The organism is Pseudomonas sp. OG7 (assembly GCF_014192825.1).
GTDB lineage: Bacteria > Pseudomonadota > Gammaproteobacteria > Pseudomonadales > Pseudomonadaceae > Aquipseudomonas > Aquipseudomonas monteilii.
The window spans coordinates 281275-297511 of sequence record NZ_JACHYK010000006.1 but is presented as its reverse complement, the minus strand read 5'-3'; the positions used below and the strand labels follow the sequence as shown (position 1 = coordinate 297511).

The 16237-nt window shown below is 61.3% G+C and carries 18 protein-coding genes and 1 other RNA gene; 12 read left to right on the top strand and 7 right to left on the bottom strand.

The genetic code is table 11. The features are described 5' to 3' along the window. The first annotated feature begins 94 nt into the window (after positions 1-94). From FHW75_RS16910 to zapE, 3 genes are all read left to right on the top strand, one after another. On the top strand, positions 95-730 hold the full coding sequence (locus tag FHW75_RS16910) for an alpha/beta hydrolase (RefSeq protein WP_019098039.1): 636 nt from the start codon (positions 95-97) through the stop codon (positions 728-730). Positions 731-755: 25 nt separating this feature from the next. Further along, positions 756-2105 (top strand): tryptophan--tRNA ligase, encoded by a 1350-nt coding sequence (locus FHW75_RS16905; protein WP_027609128.1) that lies wholly within the window; start codon positions 756-758, stop codon positions 2103-2105. A 164-nt stretch (positions 2106-2269) separates the two neighbouring features. Further along, positions 2270-3364 (top strand): cell division protein ZapE, encoded by a 1095-nt coding sequence (gene zapE / locus FHW75_RS16900; protein ID WP_016713542.1) that lies wholly within the window; start codon positions 2270-2272, stop codon positions 3362-3364. Between the two features lie 33 nt (positions 3365-3397). Here zapE and FHW75_RS16895 read toward each other — a convergent pair whose 3' ends face one another. Together FHW75_RS16895 and FHW75_RS16890 are read right to left on the bottom strand one after the other, a co-directional pair. Beyond that, positions 3398-4318, bottom strand: a complete 921-nt coding sequence (locus tag FHW75_RS16895; RefSeq protein WP_174244705.1) for a GlxA family transcriptional regulator — start codon at positions 4316-4318, stop codon at positions 3398-3400. Between the two features lie 212 nt (positions 4319-4530). After that, positions 4531-5571 carry an NADP(H)-dependent aldo-keto reductase gene (locus FHW75_RS16890; protein ID WP_019098042.1) on the bottom strand — a complete coding sequence of 347 codons (1041 nt, stop codon included), beginning with the start codon at positions 5569-5571 and terminating at the stop codon, positions 4531-4533. A 257-nt stretch (positions 5572-5828) separates the two neighbouring features. Here FHW75_RS16890 and rplM point away from each other — a divergent pair, with 257 nt between their 5' ends. The 7 genes from rplM (at position 5829) to FHW75_RS16855 (ending at position 10692) form a co-directional block, all read left to right on the top strand. Beyond that, a complete protein-coding gene (gene rplM, locus FHW75_RS16885; protein WP_003251819.1) occupies positions 5829-6257 on the top strand; it encodes a 50S ribosomal protein L13 in 429 nt (142 codons plus the stop codon). A 14-nt stretch (positions 6258-6271) separates the two neighbouring features. Further along, the gene (gene rpsI, locus FHW75_RS16880; RefSeq protein WP_003260797.1) at positions 6272-6664 is read left to right on the top strand and encodes a 30S ribosomal protein S9; all 393 of its coding nucleotides are present in this window, start codon (positions 6272-6274) and stop codon (positions 6662-6664) included. 262 nt (positions 6665-6926) lie between these two features. Next, positions 6927-7520: a ubiquinol-cytochrome c reductase iron-sulfur subunit gene (petA, locus tag FHW75_RS16875; RefSeq protein WP_003251823.1), complete on the top strand. Its 594-nt coding sequence runs from the start codon at positions 6927-6929 to the stop codon at positions 7518-7520. Next, positions 7520-8731, top strand: a complete 1212-nt coding sequence (locus tag FHW75_RS16870; protein ID WP_003251825.1) for a cytochrome bc complex cytochrome b subunit — start codon at positions 7520-7522, stop codon at positions 8729-8731. Before petA ends, FHW75_RS16870 begins: the two co-directional genes overlap by 1 nt. Then, on the top strand, positions 8731-9510 hold the full coding sequence (locus FHW75_RS16865) for a cytochrome c1 (RefSeq protein ID WP_019098043.1): 780 nt from the start codon (positions 8731-8733) through the stop codon (positions 9508-9510). The genes FHW75_RS16870 and FHW75_RS16865 overlap by 1 nt, the downstream gene beginning before the upstream one ends. Before the next feature lie 119 nt (positions 9511-9629). Continuing rightward, a complete protein-coding gene (locus FHW75_RS16860; protein WP_016713546.1) occupies positions 9630-10253 on the top strand; it encodes a glutathione S-transferase N-terminal domain-containing protein in 624 nt (207 codons plus the stop codon). A gap of 10 nt (positions 10254-10263) precedes the next feature. Beyond that, on the top strand, positions 10264-10692 hold the full coding sequence (locus FHW75_RS16855; protein WP_016713547.1) for a ClpXP protease specificity-enhancing factor: 429 nt from the start codon (positions 10264-10266) through the stop codon (positions 10690-10692). Positions 10693-10742: 50 nt separating this feature from the next. Here FHW75_RS16855 and FHW75_RS16850 read toward each other — a convergent pair whose 3' ends face one another. The 5 genes from FHW75_RS16850 to FHW75_RS16830 all read right to left on the bottom strand — a co-directional run bounded on the left by FHW75_RS16850 (position 10743) and on the right by FHW75_RS16830 (position 14536). Then, positions 10743-10961, bottom strand: coding sequence for a YgdI/YgdR family lipoprotein (locus FHW75_RS16850; protein WP_016488976.1), 219 nt, complete (start codon positions 10959-10961; stop codon positions 10743-10745). Positions 10962-11092: 131 nt separating this feature from the next. After that, positions 11093-11671, bottom strand: coding sequence for a BON domain-containing protein (locus tag FHW75_RS16845; protein WP_019098044.1), 579 nt, complete (start codon positions 11669-11671; stop codon positions 11093-11095). Beyond that, positions 11668-12261 (bottom strand): phosphoheptose isomerase, encoded by a 594-nt coding sequence (locus FHW75_RS16840; protein WP_016713550.1) that lies wholly within the window; start codon positions 12259-12261, stop codon positions 11668-11670. Before FHW75_RS16840 ends, FHW75_RS16845 begins: the two co-directional genes overlap by 4 nt. A gap of 86 nt (positions 12262-12347) precedes the next feature. Next, positions 12348-12719 (bottom strand): YraN family protein, encoded by a 372-nt coding sequence (locus tag FHW75_RS16835; RefSeq protein WP_019098045.1) that lies wholly within the window; start codon positions 12717-12719, stop codon positions 12348-12350. Further along, positions 12719-14536 (bottom strand): penicillin-binding protein activator, encoded by a 1818-nt coding sequence (locus FHW75_RS16830; RefSeq protein WP_183674099.1) that lies wholly within the window; start codon positions 14534-14536, stop codon positions 12719-12721. Before FHW75_RS16830 ends, FHW75_RS16835 begins: the two co-directional genes overlap by 1 nt. Positions 14537-14722: 186 nt before the next feature. On the opposite strand from FHW75_RS16830, the gene rsmI reads away from it, so the two are divergent. Both rsmI and rnpB read left to right on the top strand, forming a co-directional pair. Further along, positions 14723-15598, top strand: coding sequence for a 16S rRNA (cytidine(1402)-2'-O)-methyltransferase (gene rsmI, locus FHW75_RS16825; RefSeq protein ID WP_016713554.1), 876 nt, complete (start codon positions 14723-14725; stop codon positions 15596-15598). Between the two features lie 67 nt (positions 15599-15665). Then, an RNA gene (gene rnpB, locus FHW75_RS16820) (RNase P RNA component class A) lies at positions 15666-16040 on the top strand. Positions 16041-16237 lie beyond the last annotated feature (197 nt).

The window sequence follows — 16237 nt, the reverse complement described above, 5'->3', positions numbered from 1 at the left end:
TCAGACCTGCGCTGTATACCGCGAGCGATCGCAAATCAGAACAGAATTCCTCACCTAGACGAATCGACCCCTCCCGAGGTCACGGAGTAGTGCCTTGCTTGTCCGCGAAACCCCCTTGTTCATCGATGGCCCCAGTGGCCAGCTGGAAGCCTTGTACCTGGACGTGGCCAATGCCCGTGGCGTGGTGCTGATCTGCCACCCCAACCCGGTCCAGGGCGGCACCATGCTCAACAAGGTGGTCTCGACCCTGCAGCGCACCGCCCGTGACGCCGGCTATGTGACCCTGCGTTTCAACTACCGTGGCGTCGGGCAGAGCGCCGGCAGTCATGACATGGGCGCTGGCGAAGTGGCCGATGCCGAGGCCGCTGCGGCCTGGCTGCGCGAAAAGCACCTGGGCCTGCCGCTGGTGCTGATGGGCTTCTCGTTCGGCGGCTTTGTCGCCACCAGCCTGGCCGGCCGCCTGGAGGCTGCAGGCACCGAGTTGCAGCACCTGTTCATGATCGCCCCGGCAGTCATGCGTCTGACGGCCGAATTCCCGCTGCCGCAGCGCTGCCCGATCACCGTGGTGCAGCCGGATGCCGACGAAGTCGTTGCGCCGCAGCTGGTTTACGATTGGTCCGACAGCCTGTCGCGCCCCCATGAGCTGCTGAAAGTGGCAGAATGCGGACACTTCTTCCATGGCAAGCTGACCGATCTGAAGGATCTGCTGCTGCCGCGCCTTTCGAACTGAGCCAAGCCTGAATAAGCGAACACCCATGACCACGCGCATTCTTACCGGTATCACCACCACCGGCACTCCGCACCTGGGCAACTACGCCGGCGCCATTCGCCCGGCGATCCGTGCCAGCCAGCAGCCCGGTGTCGACTCGTTCTACTTCCTGGCCGACTACCACGCCCTGATCAAGTGCGACGACCCGCTGCGCATCCAGCGTTCGCGCCTGGAAATCGCCGCCACCTGGCTGGCCGGTGGCCTGGACCCGGACAAGGTGACCTTCTACCGCCAGTCCGACATCCCGGAAATCCCCGAGCTGACCTGGCTGTTGACCTGCGTTGCTGCCAAGGGCCTGCTGAACCGTGCCCATGCCTACAAGGCCTCGGTGGACAAGAACGTCGAGGCCGGCGAAGACCCGGACGCTGGCGTCACCATGGGCCTGTTCAGCTACCCGGTGCTGATGGCTGCCGACATCCTGATGTTCAACGCCAACAAGGTGCCGGTCGGCCGTGACCAGATCCAGCACGTGGAAATGGCCCGCGACATCGGCCAGCGCTTCAATCACCTGTTCGGCCAGGGCAACGACTTCTTCGCCCTGCCGGAAGCGGTGATCGAGGAGAGCGTGGCGACCCTGCCGGGTCTGGACGGGCGCAAGATGTCCAAGAGCTACGACAACACCATCCCGCTGTTCACCAGCGCCAAGGACATGAAGGACGCCATCTCGCGCATTGTCACCGACTCGCGTGCGCCTGGCGAAGCGAAAGACCCGGACAACGCGCACCTGTTCACCCTGTTCCAGGCCTTCTCGACGCCGGCGCAGTGCGCCGAGTTCCGTGAAGAGCTGCTGCAGGGCCTGGGCTGGGGCGAGGCCAAGCAGCGGCTGTTCCAGCTGCTGGATGGCCAGCTGGCCGAGAAGCGCGAGTACTACCACCAGCTGATCGCCCGTCCGGCGGACCTGGAAGACATCCTGCTTGCCGGCGCCGCCAAGGCCCGCAAGATCGCCACGCCGTTCCTCGAGCAGCTGCGCGAGGCCGTGGGCCTGCGTTCGTTCCGCAGCAGTGTGCAGACCAACACCGAAGTGAAGAAGAAGGCCGCCAAGAGCGCGCGTTTCGTCAGCTTCCGCGACGAAGACGGCAGCTTCCGCTTCCGCCTGCTGGCCGCTGATGGCGAGCAACTGTTGCTGTCGCGCAGCTTCGCCGACGGTAAGAGCGCCGGCGCCGTGAGCAAGCAGTTGCAGCAGGGTGGCGAGGCGGATGTGCGCGTCGAAGGCCTGGGCTTTGGCCTGTGGCTGAACGGCGAACAGGTTGCCGACGGGCCGCAGTTCGACAGCGCCGAAGCCCGTGATGCAGCCATTCATAGCCTGCGTGCAGCGCTTCAGCCACAGCAAGACTGAGGCATTTCGCCTGTAGGAGCGGGTTTACCCGCGAACACCGGCAAAGCCGGTGCCATCCAGCACTTAGTTGGTCTGGATGAGGCATATTGACGCAAGTCTCATTGCCATTAAGCGGGCCTGTCGCTACAGTGACGGCCCGTTTTTTGTTGCCTCGCTAACGAATCATGACTCCCTTAGAACGCTATCAAGCAGATCTGAAACGTCCCGACTTCTTCCATGACGCGGCGCAGGAAACTGCGGTGCGTCACCTGCAGCGCCTGTACGACGACCTGGTGCACGCGCAGAACAACAAGCCGGGCGTGTTCGGCAAGCTGTTCGGCAAGAAGGAGCAGGCCCCGGTCAAGGGCCTGTACTTCTGGGGTGGGGTAGGGCGAGGCAAGACCTATCTGGTCGATACCTTCTACGAAGCGCTGCCGTTCAAGCAGAAGATGCGTACGCACTTCCACCGCTTCATGAAGCGTGTGCACGAGGAAATGAAAACCCTCAAGGGCGAGAAGAACCCGCTGACCATCATTGCCAAGCGCTTCAGCGAAGAAGCCAAGGTAATTTGCTTCGACGAATTCTTCGTGTCGGACATTACCGACGCCATGATCCTCGGCACCTTGATGGAAGAGCTGTTCAAGAATGGCGTGTCGCTGGTGGCTACCTCCAACATCGTGCCGGACGGCCTGTACAAGGACGGCCTGCAACGTGCGCGCTTCCTGCCGGCCATCGCCATGATCAAGCAGTACACCGACGTGGTGAACGTCGACAGCGGCGTCGACTACCGCCTGCGTCACCTGGAGCAGGCCGAGCTGTTCCACTTCCCGCTCAACGATGCGGCTCACCAGAGCATGCGCGCCAGCTTCAAGGCACTGACGCCTGAATGCACCCAGGCGGTCGAGAACGACGTGTTGATGATCGAGAACCGCCCGATCAATGCGCTGCGTACTTGCGATGACGTTGCCTGGTTCGACTTCCGCGCCCTGTGCGACGGGCCGCGTAGCCAGAACGACTACATCGAGCTGGGCAAGATTTTCCATGCCGTGCTGCTGAGCAACGTGGAGCAGATGGGCGTGACCACCGACGACATCGCCCGCCGTTTCATCAACATGGTGGACGAGTTCTACGACCGTAACGTCAAGCTGATCATTTCGGCCGAGGTCGAGCTGAAGGACCTGTATACCGGTGGGCGTCTGAGCTTCGAGTTCCAGCGCACCCTGAGCCGGTTGCTGGAGATGCAGTCGCACGAATTCCTGTCGCGCGCGCACAAGCCATAAGATTGCTGGGGCCGCAACGCGGCCCCATTGGTCTCAAGCCTCTTGCATGAACTGCTGCCGGTATTGGTTCGGCGACAACTCGGTGTGCTGACGGAACAGCCGCGCAAAGAAACTGGCATCGTCATAACCGACCTCATAGCTGATGGTCTTGATGCTCTTGCGTGTACTCGACAACAACCCCTTGGCTGTCTCGATCCGTAGCCGTTGCAGGTAGTGCAGCGGCTTGTCGCCCGTCGCGCCCTGGAAGCGGCGCATGAAGTTGCGGATGCTCATGCCGTGGTTGCGGGCCACATCCTCGAAGCGGAACTTGTCGGCGAAGTGCTCTTCAAGCCAGTGCTGGATCTGCAGGATGATCAGGTCCTGGTGCAGCTTCTGCCCGCCAAAGCCCATACGCCCCGGGGTGTAGTTGCGCTGCACTTCGTAGAGGATGTCGCGGGCCACGGCGCGGGCCACGTTGGCGCCGCAGAAGCGTTCGATCAGGTAGATGTACAGGTCGCAGGCCGAGGTAGCCCCGCCCGCGCAATAGATATTGTCTGCGTCAGTCAGGTGCTTGTCCTGGTTCAGGCGGACCTTCGGAAAGCGCTCGGCAAAGCTGTTGAAGAAGCGCCAGTAGGTGGTCGCCTCCTTGCCATCGAGCAGGCCGGACTCGGCCAGCCAGAACACACCACTGGCCTCGGCGCACAGCACCGCGCCGCGCGCATGCTGGTCACGCAGCCACGGTAGCACCTGTGGGTAGTGTTGCAGCAGGTTGTCGAAGTCGTCCCAGTAGGCCGGGAGGATGATCACATCGGCGTCGTCCAGGCCACCGTCGACCGGTAGCTGCACATTGCTGAAACTGTCCACAGGCTGGCCGTCGGGGCTCACCAGGCGGATTTCGAACATGGGCTGCAGGCCCAGGCCCAGCTGCTTGCTGTAGCGCAGGCTGGCGAGGTGGAAGAAATCCTTGGCTTGCATCAAGGTCGAAGCGAACACCTTGTCAATGGCCAGGATGCTGACGCGCCGCAGCGACGCGGAGGGTTGGGTAAACATCATTGTCATTGTTCTTATAGGGTAGAGTGGTCAATCACCGGCTGGATCGTCTTATTTTTTGGCGATGGTGTCTACCCCGGTACACTGCACGCCCTCTGCGCGGGGTTACGCGCGAAGAGGGCGTTACAGGATTGCGCTCAAGGCGCAGGGTTGGGCTGCTGCTGGTGAATCGCCTCGATCCCTGCCAGCAACTCGTCGCTCAGGCTCAACTCAACGCTGGCCAGGTTGCTCTCCAGTTGCTCGAGGCTGGTCGCGCCAATGATGTTGCTGGTCACGAAAGGCTGCCGGGTCACGAACGCCAGGGCCATCTGTGCCGGGTCCAGCCCATGCTCGCGGGCCAGTTGCACGTAGCGGCTGCAGGCCGCCACGGTCTGCGGGTTGGAGTAGCGGGCAAAGCGGCTGAAGAGGGTCAGGCGGGCATTTTCCGGCCGTGCACCGTTCTCGTATTTGCCCGAGAGCATGCCGAAGGCCAGCGGCGAGTAGGCCAGCAGGCCGCACTGCTCACGGATGGCCACTTCCGCCAGGCCTACCTCGAAGCTGCGGTTGAGCAGGTTGTAAGGGTTCTGGATCGATACCGCCCGTGGCCAGCCACGGCTTTCGGCCAGTTGCAGGAACTTCATGGTGCCCCACGGTGTTTCGTTGGACAGGCCGACGTGGCGGATCTTGCCCGCACGCACCTGTTCGTCGAGTACTTCGAGGGTTTCTTCCAGCGGGGTGAAGTGGTCCTGTGGCAGGTGCTGGTAGCCCAGCTTGCCGAAGAAGTTGGTGCTGCGCTCCGGCCAGTGCAACTGGTACAAGTCGATGCGGTCGGTCTGCAGGCGCTTCAGGCTCTCGTCCAGTGCTGCGACGATGTGCTGACGGTTGTGTTTGAGCTGGCCGTCGCGAATGTGGCTGATGCCGTTGCCGGGGCCTGCGACCTTGCTGGCCAGCACCCAGTCGTCACGGTCGCCTTGCTCACGGAACCAGTTGCCGATGATGCGCTCGGTGGCTGCGTAGGTTTCCGGGCGGGGCGGCACCGGGTACATCTCGGCGGTGTCGATGAAGTTGACCCCGGCGGCCTTGGCCCGGGCGATCTGTTCGAAGGCTTCGGCCTGAACGTTCTGTTCGCCCCAGGTCATGGTGCCCAGGCACAGGGCGCTGACGTTGAGGTCGGTACGGCCAAGCTGGCGGTATTCCATCGGGTAGACACTCCTTGGCAAAGAAGCCCATCAAAGCAGGTTGAAATTTTTCGCGCAATCTGGATAATTCGGCCCCTCTCCGTGTGGCGGAAGTGATGCACCTCCACGCAGGAAGAACCCCGTCGAACATTGGCGTGCCCGACCCGAGCCCCCAAAAGCGTCAGCGTTCGGCTGCGCGCTTGCCCTTGGCAAGCTGTGCACTATCCAGTAAGATTCGCCGTCTATTTTTCGCTGGGCGGCCTCTGAGGCTTTAGAGAATGAAAACTTTTACTGCTAAACCGGAAACAGTAAAGCGCGAGTGGTTCGTAGTTGACGCCGCTGGCCAGACCCTGGGTCGTCTGGCTACCGAAATCGCTACCCGTCTGCGTGGCAAACACAAACCAGAATACACCCCTCACGTTGACACCGGCGACTACATCGTCGTTATCAACGCCGAGCAGGTTCGTGTGACTGGTGCCAAGTCTTCCGACAAAATGTACTACTCCCACTCCGGTTTCCCGGGCGGTATCAAGGAAATCAACTTCGAGAAGTTGATCGCCAAGGCCCCAGAGCGTGTTATCGAAACCGCGGTCAAAGGCATGCTGCCTAAGAACCCGCTGGGTCGCGACATGTACCGCAAGCTGAAAGTGTACGCGGGTGCTGCTCACCCACACACTGCTCAGCAGCCTCAAGAACTGAAGATCTAACGGGAAGGTTCATTATGTCGGCGACTCAAAACTACGGCACTGGCCGTCGCAAGACCGCAACCGCTCGCGTATTCCTGCGTCCGGGTACTGGTAACATTTCCATCAACAACCGTTCTCTGGACGTGTTCTTCGGTCGCGAAACCGCTCGCATGGTTGTTCGCCAGCCACTCGAGCTGACCGAAACCGTTGAGAAGTTCGACATCTACGTCACCGTTTCCGGTGGTGGTGTCAGCGGTCAGGCCGGTGCGATCCGTCACGGTATCACCCGCGCTCTGATGGAATACGACGAAACCCTGCGTGGCGCTCTGCGTCGTGCTGGCTACGTCACCCGCGATGCTCGTGAAGTCGAGCGTAAGAAAGTGGGTCTGCGTAAAGCGCGTAAGCGTCCTCAGTACTCCAAGCGTTAATACCGCTTCGGCAGTCGAGAAAAGCCCGGTTCCTTGGAACCGGGCTTTTTTTTTGGCTTGAACTAACCTGTCAGCATGTCGGTGGCCGCTTGTCGCATAGACGCAGATCAAGCAAAACGCGGGTTGTCGCCTCTTGCGGGGTAATCACCTTGTCAGTGTGTGGATTTGTTTCTTACCATGGCGGCCAATTTTTAGTGCCATTGACACAACCTAAGTACAAGCCTGGTTCAACAGGCCAAGCAAGCTGATGGGAGAGGACTGAATGAGCAATGACGGCGTCAACGCAGGCCGGCGCCGCTTCCTCGTAGCCGCGACATCCGTGGTCGGGGCAGCGGGAGCAGTGGGGGCTGCGGTACCGTTCGTGGGGTCATGGTTTCCCAGTGCCAAGGCGAAAGCCGCAGGTGCACCGGTGAAGGTCAATATCGCCAAGGTCGAGGCCGGGCAGCAGATGGTGGCCGAGTGGCGTGGCCAGCCGGTGTTCATTGTGCGGCGAACGGAGGAAATCCTCGGTAACCTGAAAAAAATCACCGGCGACCTTTCTGATCCAGAGTCCAAGGCCTCGGTGCAGCCGGCCTACGTCGACCCTGAGGTTCGCTCGATCAAGCCGGAAATCCTCATTCTCGTCGGCCTGTGCACGCACCTGGGTTGTTCGCCCACCTTCCGCCCGGAAGTGGCGCCTGCTGATCTCGGTCCAAAGTGGGTAGGTGGCTACTTCTGCCCGTGCCACGGCTCCCACTACGACCTCGCTGGCCGCGTCTACAAGTCGCAGCCGGCACCTCTCAACCTGCCAGTGCCACCGCACTCTTACGAGTCGGACGAGATCATCGTCATCGGCGTCGACCAGGAGAACGCATGATGAGCAAGTTCATGGACTGGATTGATGCTCGCTTCCCCGCCACCAAGATGTGGGAAGACCACCTGAGCAAGTATTACGCGCCCAAGAACTTCAACTTCCTGTACTTCTTCGGCTCCCTGGCGCTGCTGGTGCTGGTCAACCAGATCGTCACCGGCGTATGGCTGACCATGAGCTTTACGCCCTCGGCGGAAGAGGCATTCGCCTCGGTCGAGTACATCATGCGTGACGTGGAATACGGCTGGATCCTGCGTTATTTGCACTCCACCGGTGCGTCGGCGTTCTTCATCGTGGTCTATCTGCACATGTTCCGTGGCCTGCTGTACGGCTCCTACCAGAAGCCACGCGAACTGGTCTGGCTGTTCGGTATGCTGATCTACCTGGCGCTGATGGCTGAAGCTTTCATGGGCTACCTGCTGCCGTGGGGGCAGATGTCCTACTGGGGTGCCCAGGTGATCATCTCGCTGTTTGGCGCCATTCCGGTGATTGGCGACGACCTCACTCAGTGGATCCGTGGCGACTACCTCATCTCGGGTATCACCCTGAACCGCTTCTTCGCCCTGCACGTGGTCGCACTGCCCATCGTCATCCTCGGCCTGGTAGTGCTGCACATCCTCGCCCTGCACGAAGTGGGTTCGAACAACCCCGATGGCGTCGACATCAAGAAGAAAAAGGACGAAAACGGCATTCCGCTGGACGGCATTCCGTTCCACCCGTACTACACCGTCAAGGACATTGTCGGCGTGGTGGTGTTCCTGTTCGTGTTCTGTGCCGTGGTGTTCTTCTTCCCTGAAATGGGCGGTTACTTCCTGGAGAAACCGAACTTCGAGCAGGCCAATGCCTTCAAGACGCCTGAACACATTGCGCCTGTGTGGTACTTCACACCGTTCTACGCCATTTTGCGTGCGGTGCCTGACAAGCTGATGGGCGTCATCGCCATGGGGGCGGCCATCGCCGTGCTGTTCGTACTGCCCTGGCTCGACCGCAGCCCGGTGCGTTCCATGCGTTACAAGGGCTGGATCAGCAAGGTCTTCCTGCTGGTGTTCTGCGTGGCCTTCGTCATTCTCGGCGTGCTGGGCGTACTGGCGCCGACACCTGGGCGCACCTTGCTGTCGCAGGTATGCACGGTGTTGTACTTCGCCTACTTCCTGCTGATGCCGTTCTACACAAGGCTCGAGAAGACCAAACCGGTTCCGGAAAGGGTGACTGGCTGATGAAAAAGTTGATTGCAGTATGTTTGCTGGCAGTGATGCCTGCCTTTTCCTTCGCTGCCGAACACGGCCTGGAGCTGGACAAGGTCGATATCGACCTGACCGACAAGGCCGCCATGCAGGACGGTGCGCGCACCTTTGCCAACTATTGCATGGGTTGCCACAGTGCCAAGTTCCAGCGTTACGAGCGTGTGGCCGATGACCTCGGTATCCCTCACGAACTGATGCTGGAGAAACTGGTGTTCACCGGTGCCAAGATTGGTGACCACATGCAGATCGGCATGAAGCCCAGTGACGCCAAGACCTGGTTTGGCGCCGCGCCGCCCGACCTGACGTTGGTGGCTCGGGTGCGCGGTACCGACTGGCTGTACACCTACCTGCGTAGCTTCTATGAGGACCCGTCGCGGCCTTACGGGGTGAACAACAAGGTGTTCCCGAACGTCGGCATGCCCAACGTGCTGGTCGGCCTGCAAGGCAATCAGGTGATTGGTTGCAAGCAGGTGCAGACCGTAACCGATGGCAAGAAGCAGTTCGACCCATTGACCGGTAGCCCGATCACCCATGAAGCCTGCGACCAGCTGACCATTACGCCGAAATCCGGTACCCTGACGACCGAGCAGTTCGACGAGAAGGTCAAGAACCTGGTGACCTTCCTGGCCTATTCGGCCAACCCGGTCAAACTGGAAAGCCAGCGCATCGGTACCTATGTGTTGCTGTACCTGGCTTTCTTCTTCGTATTCGCCTACTTGCTCAAGCGTGAATACTGGAAGGACGTGCACTGATCACGCAGTAGTTTCTGGTTGTTGAACGCGCCCGGGGTGCCCCCAGCAGAAATGCCGGGGGCGTCCCGGGCGCGTTTTCATTTACAGTTGCACAAGCATCCCGTGCGAGGAGCCGCTACATGGGCGCAACCAACAGGTTAGCCTGCTATTCCGATCCCGCTGATCACTATTCTCATCGGGTACGCCTGGTGTTGGCCGAGAAGGGCGTCACCGTACAGGTCATCGATGTCGACCCCGCCCGCCTGCCGCCCAAGCTGGTCGAAGTGAACCCTTACGGCAGTGTGCCGACCCTGGTCGACCGTGACCTGGCGTTGTATGAGTCGACCGTGGTGATGGAATACCTGGAGGAGCGTTACCCGCACCCGCCGCTGATGCCGGTATACCCGGTTGCGCGCGGCAACAGCCGCTTGCTGATGCACCGCATTCAGCGCGACTGGTGTGCCCTGGCCGATACCGTGCTCGATTCACGCAGCAGTGAGGCTGCCAGAACCGAAGCGCGCAAGGCCTTGCGCGAAAGCCTGACCGGCGTTTCGCCGCTGTTCAATGAATTCGCCTGTTTCATGAGCGATGAGCAAAGCCTGGTCGATTGCTGTCTACTGCCCATACTCTGGCGTTTGCCGGTGTTGGGTATCGAGTTGCCGCGGCAAGCCAAGCCGCTGCTGGATTACATGGAGCGTCAGTTCGCTCGCGAGCCTTTCCAGGCGAGCCTGTCCTCCGTAGAACGTGAAATGCGCAAGCTTTAAGGAGCCGTTGATGAACTCCAGTCGCCCCTATCTGGTTCGAGCACTGTACGAGTGGATCGTCGACAACGATTGCACGCCCCATATGCTGGTCAATGCCGAATTCCCGAAAGTTCAGGTGCCGGATGGTTTCGCCAGTGATGGCCAGATTGTCCTGAATATCTCGCCAAGTGCCGTGCGCCACCTGCACATGGACAATGAAGCGGTCAGCTTCGAGGGCCGTTTCAGTGGAGTGGCCCACTCGCTGTTTGTGCCGGTTGGCGCCATTCTGGGCATCTATGCCCGCGAAAATGGCCAGGGCATGGTCTTTGAGCTGGAGTCGCCAATGGATGGCGACGAGCTGGAAGACGATGACGTGCAGCCGGACGACGACGGGCCGCCAGAGGGAGGTGGGCAGCCGCCACGCCCAAGTGGCCGACCGAGCCTGAAAGTGGTCAAGTAACAAAAAAGGCGATCCAACCGGATCGCCTTTTTCTTTGTTGCAACGCGGGATTACAGGTCGCTGATGGTGCGTACCTGGTCCTTGTTGATGCGGGTGCGCTTGCCATCGAGTTGCTGGAACTCGTAGAAGCCGGCGTCGCGGTCGTACTTCGGTGCGTCGACAGCCTGGATTTCACGGCCATCGTTGAGGGTGATCAGGCTAGGGGTTGAGCAGCCGGCCAGGGTGGCGAAGGTGCCGATCAGCAGGGCAGGCAGCAGAAGCTTTTTCATGCGGTGTTTCCCGGGTTTCTTGAAGGTGGGGCATTGATGTTGTCTGTGCCGGCCTCTTCGCGGCTAAAGCCGCTCCTACAGAGGTACGCGATACCTGTAGGAGCGGCTTTAGCCGCGAAGAGGCCAGTGTGTCAGTCGATGTACTCGAACAGCTTGACGATCTTCTGCACGCCCGACACACCCTGTACCACGGCAGTGGCCGAGTTGGCCTCCTGCTGGGTTACCAGGCCGAGCAAATAGACGATACCGTTCTCGGTAATCACCTTGATGCGCGAGCTGGGCACGGCATTGTCAGTCAGCATCTGGGTCTTGATCTTGGTGGTCAGCCAGGCGTCGTTGTTGCGTGCCAGGATGGAGGAGGGTTGCATCACCTGCAGTTCGTTGTGCACTTTCTTGACCCGCTGCACCTGGCTGGCGGTTTGCTCGGCAAGGCTCTTGAGGTCGGCGCGCGGGGTTTGCCCGGCCAGCAGGACGATGCCGTTGTAGCTGCTGACAACGATGTGCGAGCCTTTGTCCAGGTCAGGGCTGGCCTTGGAAATGTTCACCGCGGCCTTGGTCTCGATCAGCGAGTCGTCGATCTTGCTGCCGATGGTGCGCGTGCCGCGATCGTCCTCGATCGGCGAATTGCGTGTAGAGGTCAGTACCGAGCTGCAACCGGTGACGCTCAGGCACAGGGTCAGGGCCATCAGGCCGAGGCGCATTGGGGTCATTCTTCACTCCCGAACAGTTGGCTGTCGATCAGGTCGCACAGGCAGTGGATCGCCAGCAGGTGGACTTCCTGGATGCGCGCGGTAACGGCGGAAGGTACGCGGATTTCCACGTCCTCGGGCAGCAGCAGCGAAGCCATGCCGCCGCCGTCGCGGCCAGTCAATGCTACGACAATCATTTCGCGGTCATGTGCGGCCTGGATCGCCTGGATCACGTTGGCCGAGTTGCCGCTGGTGGAGATCGCCAGCAGAACGTCGCCGGGCTGGCCCAGGGCGCGGATCTGCTTGGAAAAGACTTCGTTGTAGCTGTAGTCGTTGGCGATCGAGGTCAGGGTCGAGCTGTCGGTGGTCAGCGCGATGGCAGGCAGGCTCGGGCGTTCGCGTTCGAAGCGGTTGAGCAGCTCGGAGGAAAAGTGCTGGGCATCGCCAGCCGATCCGCCGTTGCCGCAGGCGAGCATCTTGCCCTCGTTGAGCAGCGCATTGACCATGACCAGGCTGGCCTGCTCGATGTGCGGTGCCAGGATGTCCATTGCCTGTTGCTTGGTATCGATGCTGGCCTGGAACAGCCGGCGAATTCGGGATTGCATGTCCATCTGGTGACCTTAAGTAGGGCGGTGGCCTTTGCTACGCGCAACAACGACCGGCCCGCGATACATAGAGCAAAAAAAACGAAGTGGGTTCAGCATTCGAAGGCGTTTTTCAGCCATTGAAGCGGTCTGCCTGCATGGTGGCTGCCCTGCAGGGCGACTACGTCGAAGCGGCAGGGGTGGTTGCCCCAATGGGGCTCCTTCTGCAGGAACAGGGTGGCGGCAAGCACCAGCCGTTTCTGCTTGCGCCCGTCGATACTGTCGAGGGCGCCTCCGAAGCCCGCGTGCAACCGGTAGCGGACTTCGACGAATACTACTGTATCGGCGTCAAGCATGACCAGATCAAGCTCACCGCCTTTGCATCGCCAGTTGCGCGCCAGCAGCTGCAGACCTTGCCCCTGAAGGTACTCAAGGGCCTGGTTTTCTGCCGCTTGCCCGGCGCGAGTTGGTGATGCTGCGGCCATCAACGCGCGGTGTCAGGCAGGCGCTTGATCTGGCCGCCGGCAAATTCGGCCCATGGCAGCTGGCGCTCGACGCGTTGGTTGGCGTTGATGCTCAGGCTGCCCGAAAGGCCCATGACGCGGTTGTCCGGCAGTGCTTTCAGTTGGCCCAGGCGCGGCGCCAGGCTGTAGGCATCGACGCCCATGGCATACAGGCGGCCCAGGCTGCCAGCGGCTTGCGGCCACTGTTGCACGACTTGCTGGCGCAGGCTGTTGCTGGTGTCGAGCAACCACGGCGTTTCGCAGAAGCGAATGCCGTTCATGTCATTGTACTGGTTGACGTCGCCGCTGGCGCTGTACAGGTTCGAGGTAGCGTAGACAGGCACGTCACCGGCGTACTGGAAGTTCAGGGTCGGCTTGATCTGCTGTGCCTGCTGTGGGGTCGAGGCGAGGAAGATGAAGTCGATGTCCTGACGGCGCGACGGTTGTGCTGCGATGCTACCGCCTACCGTGCTTTGCAGGCTCTTGGCGCGGCCCTCGCTCTGGCGCAGCTGGAACAGGTCGGCAATTTGCTGGGCCAGGGCGACGGGTTGGGCGATGCGCTCGGCGGCGAGCAGGGTGCCGCCATTGCCTTCCCAGTCCTGGCGGAAGGCGGCCAGTACGCGGTCACCCCACTCGCCACTCGGCACCAGGGCCACGGCCCGAACCATGCCGTCTGCGCGTGCGCGGCGGGCAACTTCGCGGGCCTCGTCTTCGGCAGCCAGGCCGAACTGGAACAGCTGCGGCGGCGCCTTCTGACCGGCGTCAGCGTAGTTCAGGGCCAGAGTGGTAATGGGCAGTTGAGGTTTGGCGGCCAGTTGCTTCACCAGCGGTTTTTCCAGCGGGCCGATGACCAGTTGCACGCCAGCGGCCTGGGCCTGGCGATAGAAATCATCGAGCGAGCCGATGCGCGAGCTGTCGAACACCTGCACTGCAGGCGCTGGCTGGCCGGCCTGCTGGGCCTGGAAGTGGGCGGCCATGAAGCCGTCGCGCAACGCGCGGGCAACACCGGCCAGCGGGCCTTCCTGCGGCAGCAGCAGGGCAATTTTGGTCAGCGGCTGGCTGGCCAGTTCCTTGAGCTTGGTCAGTGCCTGCGGCAGTTGCAGGGCTGCCGGGTGGTCCGGGTGCTGTTTGACCCAGGCTTCGATAGCCGCTTGCTGCTGCTCCAGGGTGCCGGCGCTTTTCACGGCGAAGGCCAGGCTGGTCCAGCTGCTCAGCGTCTGGTCGTTGGCCGGCTGCTGCAGTTGCTCTGCCGGCAGCGAGGCGACCAGTGCCCAAATGGCATCGTTGTTGGCACTGGCGGCCTGGCCGCTGAGCAGCGGAGCCAGCAGTACGCGCTGTTGCGCAGCAGCCAGGGCCTGGCCGTCGGCTTCGAGGGCGGCGGCGTGCACGCTGTAGGTGCGTGCTTGCTGCTCGGCCGGAAGCTCGGCGACGCGCTGCAGGCTAGGGTGAGCCAGTGCTGTCAGGGCGGCCTTGGGTTGGTTGCGGCTCATGGCCAGTTCGGCAGCGAGGGTGCTGGCGAACACTTGCTGGGCCGGCTTGAGCGTGTCCAGCGGCACTTGCTCGAGGATGCGTGCGGCGCGTGGGAAATCCTTCTGCTTGTAGGCCAGGTCGGCTGCGCTCAGGCGCAGCAGGGCGGCGTCTTCCGCAGACTTGCTGGAAGCGGCCTTTTCGAGCAGTTGCTCGATGCTGGCATCCGGGGTGCGTGGCAGTTCGCCCAGGCTGGATGAGGGCGAGCTAGCGCAGGCCGCCAGCAGGGCAGCGAGGCAGAGGGCTGTGAGCAGCCGCAGGCAAGCGATCATGTAAAGGTCCTGTTACTCGATCAAGTTGGCCGGCAATTGTACCCAAGCACTGGCCGGGGCGCGATGTCGCCGTGTCGATCCTTCACTATAGGTGGCCTGTCGCCGGTCGCTGGTGAAGTTCTTTGCGCCCTGTTGCAGGCGCTCGGGCTACAATGGCGCCTTTGATCCGAATGACAGGTGTGCGCAGTGACTGATGTGGCAGGGGCTTCGAAATCCACGGTGGGGACGCTGTATGTGGTGGCAACCCCTATCGGCAACCTCGATGACATGAGCGCCCGGGCGTTGAAGGTGCTGGCGGACGTGGCGCTGATCGCCGCCGAGGACACCCGCCATTCGGTCCGGCTGTTGCAGCACTTTGGCATCGACACGCCACTGGCGGCCTGTCATGAGCACAACGAGCGCGACGAAGGCGGGCGTTTCCTCACCAAGCTGCTGGCTGGCGAGAACGTGGCATTGGTCTCTGATGCCGGCACGCCGCTGATTTCCGACCCCGGCTACCACTTGGTGCGCCAGGCGCGGGCCGCTGGGGTGAATGTGGTGCCGGTGCCGGGTGCCTGTGCTTTGATCGCTGCGCTGTCGGCGGCCGGCTTGCCGTCGGACCGCTTCATCTTCGAAGGTTTCCTGCCAGCCAAGCAGGCGGGGCGCCGGGCACGCCTGGAGCAGGTAAAGGAAGAACCGCGCACGCTGATCTTCTATGAAGCCCCGCACCGAATCCTGGAGTGCCTTGAAGACATGGAGGCGGTTTTTGGTGGTGACCGCCCGGCATTGCTGGCGCGCGAACTGACCAAGACGTTCGAGACCCTCAAGGGCCTGCCGCTGGCTGAGTTGCGTGCCTTCGTGGCTGGCGACAGCAACCAGCAGCGCGGTGAGTGCGTGGTACTGGTAGGTGGGTGGAGTGCGCCGGAGGGCGAGCAGGCCATCAGTGCCGAGGCCCAGCGGGTGCTCGACCTGTTGTTGGCCGAGTTACCGCTGAAGCGGGCGGCTGCACTTGCGGCTGAAATTACCGGGGTGCGCAAGAACCTGTTGTATCAACTTGCCCTTGAAAAGCAGAAAGCCGAATAGTGGCAAATTGATATAAATGCCGGTATTGCTTGTTCTCGGGCGCGCGTGCCGGTAACCTTGTCGGCGGAGAGTCGATCGGACAGTCGCTGCCTGCTTTTGTTCCGCAACTTTTGTTGTGTGAGCAGCAGGGGGAGGAAAGTCCGGGCTCCATAGGGCAGAGTGCCAGGTAACGCCTGGGAGGCGTGAGCCTACGGAAAGTGCCACAGAAAATAACCGCCTAAGCACTTCGGTGCCGGTAAGGGTGAAAAGGTGCGGTAAGAGCGCACCGCACGGCTGGCAACAGTGCGTGGCTAGGTAAACCCCACTCGGAGCAAGACCAAATAGGGTTCCATCAGGCGTGGCCCGCGTCGGAACCGGGTAGGTTGCTAGAGGCGTCCAGTGATGGCCGTCGTAGAGGAATGACTGTCCTCGACAAAACCCGGCTTACAGATCGACTCTCCACCTTTCCTTCTCTGCTTCATTCGATAGCAGATCCTCTCTGGTAATACCGAAAAAATCTTACTCTTGATAAATCACTTTAACTTCGAACTCCATTCGCTTGCGTGGGTTTGATTTTTCTCGTCTTTTTTTCTTCTTGGTAGTGCTTCCACCTTCTCTTAACGCGCTAAATCTCGGTCCTGTAAGGCTTTTCCTTATGAA

Bases quoted from the DNA above. Each gene is read 5' to 3' on its own strand.
- FHW75_RS16905 (WP_027609128.1), top strand. From the start codon at position 756: ATGACCACGCGCATTCTTACCGGTATCACCACCACCGGCACTCCGCAC.
- zapE (WP_016713542.1), top strand. From the start codon at position 2,270: ATGACTCCCTTAGAACGCTATCAAGCAGATCTGAAACGTCCCGACTTC.
- FHW75_RS16895 (WP_174244705.1), bottom strand. From the start codon at position 4,318: ATGCAAGCCAAGGATTTCTTCCACCTCGCCAGCCTGCGCTACAGCAAG.
- FHW75_RS16890 (WP_019098042.1), bottom strand. From the start codon at position 5,571: ATGGAATACCGCCAGCTTGGCCGTACCGACCTCAACGTCAGCGCCCTG.
- rplM (WP_003251819.1), top strand. From the start codon at position 5,829: ATGAAAACTTTTACTGCTAAACCGGAAACAGTAAAGCGCGAGTGGTTC.
- rpsI (WP_003260797.1), top strand. From the start codon at position 6,272: ATGTCGGCGACTCAAAACTACGGCACTGGCCGTCGCAAGACCGCAACC.
- petA (WP_003251823.1), top strand. From the start codon at position 6,927: ATGAGCAATGACGGCGTCAACGCAGGCCGGCGCCGCTTCCTCGTAGCC.
- FHW75_RS16870 (WP_003251825.1), top strand. From the start codon at position 7,520: ATGAGCAAGTTCATGGACTGGATTGATGCTCGCTTCCCCGCCACCAAG.
- FHW75_RS16865 (WP_019098043.1), top strand. From the start codon at position 8,731: ATGAAAAAGTTGATTGCAGTATGTTTGCTGGCAGTGATGCCTGCCTTT.
- FHW75_RS16860 (WP_016713546.1), top strand. From the start codon at position 9,630: ATGGGCGCAACCAACAGGTTAGCCTGCTATTCCGATCCCGCTGATCAC.
- FHW75_RS16855 (WP_016713547.1), top strand. From the start codon at position 10,264: ATGAACTCCAGTCGCCCCTATCTGGTTCGAGCACTGTACGAGTGGATC.
- FHW75_RS16850 (WP_016488976.1), bottom strand. From the start codon at position 10,961: ATGAAAAAGCTTCTGCTGCCTGCCCTGCTGATCGGCACCTTCGCCACC.
- FHW75_RS16845 (WP_019098044.1), bottom strand. From the start codon at position 11,671: ATGACCCCAATGCGCCTCGGCCTGATGGCCCTGACCCTGTGCCTGAGC.
- FHW75_RS16840 (WP_016713550.1), bottom strand. From the start codon at position 12,261: ATGGACATGCAATCCCGAATTCGCCGGCTGTTCCAGGCCAGCATCGAT.
- FHW75_RS16835 (WP_019098045.1), bottom strand. From the start codon at position 12,719: ATGGCCGCAGCATCACCAACTCGCGCCGGGCAAGCGGCAGAAAACCAG.
- FHW75_RS16830 (WP_183674099.1), bottom strand. From the start codon at position 14,536: ATGATCGCTTGCCTGCGGCTGCTCACAGCCCTCTGCCTCGCTGCCCTG.